Here is a 3,675-nt window from a genome sequence, read left to right as displayed (position 1 = left end):
TTAATGGAGTTTGGTCCATGCCAGCTACACCCATGTTTACGTCGAGAATGTCTGCACCCGCTTCTACTTGGTCTAAAGCATCGCGTTTTACACGGATGAAAGAACCATCGCGTAATTCTTGAGCCAAAACTTTACGACCTGTTGGGTTAATACGTTCACCAATGATAAGTGGTTTTGTATTGTGGCCTAATTCTAACAATCTAGTACGGCTTGTAATGATTGTTTTAGGTTCAATATGAGCACGCTCCTTAGGAGTATGTGCTTTTACAGCGTTGGAAATAGATTGGATATGAGCTGGTGTCGTACCGCAACAGCCGCCTACATAGGTAGCACCTGCATCGACGATATCTAGCATCAATGGGCCCATCTCTTCTGCTGTAAGTGGGAATACAGTTTGCTTGTTAATTAATTGAGGCATACCTGCATTAGGCTGACAGCTGATTGGTAAATTTGTAACACTAGCAATCTCTTCAATAAGAGGTGTAATTTGCTCAGGTCCAAGAGAACAGTTAATACCGATGATATCGGCACCCATAGCCTCTACGATAGTAGTTGCTACTGCTGGCGGTGTACCTGTAATAGTACGTCCGTCTTCACTGAAAGAAAACTGACAGATGATTTGTACATCTTCTTTTGTTTTTCCTGCAGCTTCACGAGCATCTAGGGATGCCAATAAAGCTGCACGCATTTCTTGAACGTCAATAATAGTTTCAATAATAATGAAGTCTACGCCACCTTCGATCAATGCATCTGCTTGTTCACGATATGTGTCGTAAATAGAGTCAAAGCTCATGTTACCTAATGGCTGCAAAAAACGGCCTGTAGGACCCATAGAACCAGCTACACGAGCAGATGGTTTAACCTCTGCAATTGCTTCTTTTGCTACCTTTACGGCTGCAATATTAATCTCTCTTACTCGATCTTGTAAATCGTAATCTTCTAATTTAAGACCACATGCACCGAATGTGTTGGTAGTAATTACATCACTACCATGTTGTAAGTATTGTGCGTGAATGTTCTTAACAACTTCTGGTCTCTCTACGTTAAATAGCTCTGGACAATAGCCCTCTTCTAAGCCTGCTGCTTGCAGCATTGTGCCCATAGCACCGTCAAAAATATACATAAACATCTTCCTTTAACATCCTAAAAATCAAAATGTTTCACGTGAAACATTATTCTGTTGGTTGGCCTTTCATAGCGATACCTGATACATCAGCAGTAGTTTTACTACCATCTTCCTCTGTCTTGTTTTGGTCGTTAGTTGTTGCTTTTTCAGGTAATTTACGAGATGCGCAGTCTTGTTGTGAACAAGATGTACATCCTCGTTTTGTTTTAAGGTCTTCGTTTGCTGGCATTAAACCGATAATTGCCGTTACAGACTTACGTGGGAACAATAAAAAGTTCTCCGTAACTTGTAAGCCGATTAACTCTGTTTTGATAATTTTAGCTAAATGCGGTTGGATTTCTAATGGCCAGTTACCATAACCAGGGCTAAAACGCCATGTAGGTTTATAACCTTGTTTCTTAGCAATTGTATTGATTACTTCGTTTACTTGATCCGCTACCTGCTCTACTGCTGTAGTTGCTGCTGCATCAAGTAATAAACCTACTGTATAATTGCCTTGTTTAAACAATTGCTCACTGCGAATTTCTACATCCTCACCTACTGTTACACCTAGTACATATACTTTTGTAGATTTTTCTAAGTGTTTTTCAATGATAGAACCTTCGATTTTAAGTGGTGGATTACTCAGAATTACCTTGTTTTCTGCATCATAATCATATTCTTGGTATACACCTTTAGGTGTAGCTAATAACTGGATTTCCTTACATGCTTCGTCAACATAATTTTGTGGGAAATCCTCAGCGTGACGAAGTCCTGCGTATCGTTTTACTTCTGCTTTATCGATGGCAGGAAGCATTCCGTTATAGATGGGCATGGAAACGCCTCCTCTTCAAAATAAAAAGCTCTGCGTATCCGTAGAGCGTGTGTGCTTACTATTATTTGTATTTTTAGATCATATAATATAATGAATTTAATTATATTAAGAATTATCAATCTAATTACTACCTAGTTAATAGTATATAGATATGATGAAAGCCTGTCAAAGCATATGGGACCTGTATTCTCATATAATTTAGTACTATATAGATATAGCTTAAAGCTATATCTATATGTAGTTTTATAACAAAAGTTATTAGCTTGCTTACACTACATATAGTAATAAATGCTTTAATGCACAATTACAGCTCTAAAATAATTACATTATTAAAACTATTACAGATTCATATAAACATAGTTATAGTTGTAATATAAATAAAACTATAGGTGTAATATAAATATAACTATAGTTGTAATATCTTTATTAGTTATTATAGTTGTAATACCTAAAGTTTAATGTAAATAAATTTGATTTATATAAATGTTTCACGTGAAACATTAAATGAATTATTTATTTGTTATGTCTTATATTTAATACTCTTATACATTTATATTTTTATACCTTTTTATTCTAATACTCTTATACTCTTATATTTTTATAGTCTTACACACTTATACTCTTATATAAAATTATTGTTTAAAATATTAGCGTGTTATGAGTTGTTATTGTGATCTAAATATCAATAAAATTTTGGGTAAGTTTTAATATTTCGTATACATTTATACTAGAATTATATTTTTTATCTAATATTTTTTTTGATTAATTTTCTGAGTTTTTTATTTTATTGTTGGTTTGATTTCGATCTTTGTTTCTGTTCTTATTTTCCTTTTTCTTTTGTTTGTATTTTGAAATGTTTCACGTGAAACATTTTTTGTAAGAATAATATTTTCTATTTAAGATGAAAATAATTGTTTCACGTGAAACAATCGTCAGTTGTAAATTAAAATAATTTGTTAAGCTTATTTTTATATAATGATATTCTTAGTTCTATTCAAAAAATAACTTTTATAACAAAATTACATATATAAATAGATAAATTCACTAAGAATTTGATTTGTAATTACCATAATTACAGTTGTTTTATGTTATAATGAAAAAGAAATATTTTGAACGAATATGCGAGGTGAATTACGTGGGCAAAGTTATAGCTATTACTAATCAAAAAGGCGGTGTTGGTAAGACTACAACATCAGTAAATTTGAGTGCTTGTTTAGCTGATGCAGGCAAAAAAGTGTTACTTGTTGATCTAGATCCGCAAGGTAATGCGAGCTCTGGTTTAGGCATTGAAAAAGATGATTTAGAACTCTGTGTACACTATGTTCTAATTGATGGTGAACATATTGATGATATTGTTCAGCCAACAATGCTTAAAAAGCTATTTGTGGCGCCTGCAACAATTCAATTAGCTGGTGCAGAAGTAGAATTAGTTTCCGTTGTTTCACGTGAAACAATGTTGAAAAAAGCATTGGCATCAGTGCGTGATGAATATGATTTTATTATTATTGATTGCCCGCCATCTCTTGGTTTATTAACATTAAATGCTTTTACTGCGGCTGATAGTGTTTTGATTCCAATCCAAAGTGAATTCTACGCATTAGAAGGGGTAAGTCAGTTAGTTAAAACGGTAACTATTGTACAACAAACTTCTAATAAAGACCTTGAAATTGAAGGTGTGTTGTTGACCATGTTTGATGGTCGTACAAATTTATCTATTCAAGTAGCCGATGAAGTT

At 33.6% G+C, this 3,675-nt stretch carries 3 protein-coding genes; 1 reads left to right on the top strand and 2 read right to left on the bottom strand.

Going from position 1 to position 3,675, the window contains the following annotated elements:
• Together Q0F90_RS08110 and Q0F90_RS08105 are read right to left on the bottom strand one after the other, a co-directional pair.
• The coding region (locus tag Q0F90_RS08110) for a homocysteine S-methyltransferase family protein (RefSeq protein ID WP_296004609.1) at positions 1–1,123 on the bottom strand (1,123 nt) is incomplete at its 3' end.
• Between the two features lie 49 nt (positions 1,124–1,172).
• Positions 1,173–1,940 (bottom strand): methionine synthase, encoded by a 768-nt coding sequence (locus Q0F90_RS08105; protein ID WP_296004605.1) that lies wholly within the window; start codon positions 1,938–1,940, stop codon positions 1,173–1,175.
• Positions 1,941–3,075: 1,135 nt separating this feature from the next.
• On the opposite strand from Q0F90_RS08105, the gene Q0F90_RS08100 reads away from it, so the two are divergent.
• The coding region (locus Q0F90_RS08100) for a ParA family protein (protein ID WP_296004603.1) at positions 3,076–3,675 on the top strand (600 nt) is incomplete at its 3' end.

This window comes from uncultured Veillonella sp. (assembly GCF_934190855.1).
Lineage (GTDB): Bacteria > Bacillota > Negativicutes > Veillonellales > Veillonellaceae > Veillonella.
The sequence above is the reverse complement of the archived record's forward strand: the minus strand, read 5'-3'. Positions and strand labels throughout refer to the sequence as shown.

Bases quoted from the DNA above. Each gene is read 5' to 3' on its own strand.
- Q0F90_RS08105 (WP_296004605.1), bottom strand. From the start codon at position 1,940: ATGCCCATCTATAACGGAATGCTTCCTGCCATCGATAAAGCAGAAGTA.